The organism is Neisseria sp. P0021.S007, assembly GCF_051956855.1.
Genome location: NZ_JBQCXA010001162.1, coordinates 1 through 524 on the forward strand (window position 1 = coordinate 1; position 524 = coordinate 524).

Sequence of the window (524 nt, forward strand, 5' to 3'; positions counted from 1 at the left end):
ACCTATGACAAGCCATGTGGAGAGGACGGACTACACGCCCCGCATTATCGAAAGCTGGCAATCAAACACCCCGAAACGGGCGAAGATTTGCCCGCCAAGAAAATGCAGAGCCGCAAACAGGGCAGCATTTCAGGCATGGCGGTTCACTTGTTTCCCATTCCTGAAAACGGACGGCTTGTCATCGCAGAGGGTATAGAAACCGCCCTTGCCGCCCGTAAACTGTTCCAAGCCCATGACTGGGGCTTATCCGCCGCCTTGAGCGCAAACAGCATGGCGAAATACCGGCTTTCAGACGACCTAAAGGAAATCGTGATTATTGCCGATAACGACACGCCGCGCCCCGTAGGTTTCAAAGCCGCGCATGATTTGGCAGTCCGAGCCATCAAGCAGGGCATCAAGGCGCGCATATGGCAGAGCGACACACCAGGCTATGACGCATTGGACGAACTGAAAGAAAAAAGGTCGTCTGAAGCCCAATCAGACGACCCTATCCAACAAAATGGAGACGTTACACTATGAAAACG

Annotated in this window: 1 protein-coding gene; it reads left to right on the forward strand. The window is 53.4% G+C overall.

The genetic code is table 11. From position 1 onward, the window contains the following. Window positions 1–519: toprim domain-containing protein (locus tag ACTHUR_RS18060; RefSeq protein WP_440400128.1), on the forward strand; the 519-nt coding region annotated here is incomplete at its 5' end. Window positions 520–524: the final 5 nt, after the last annotated feature.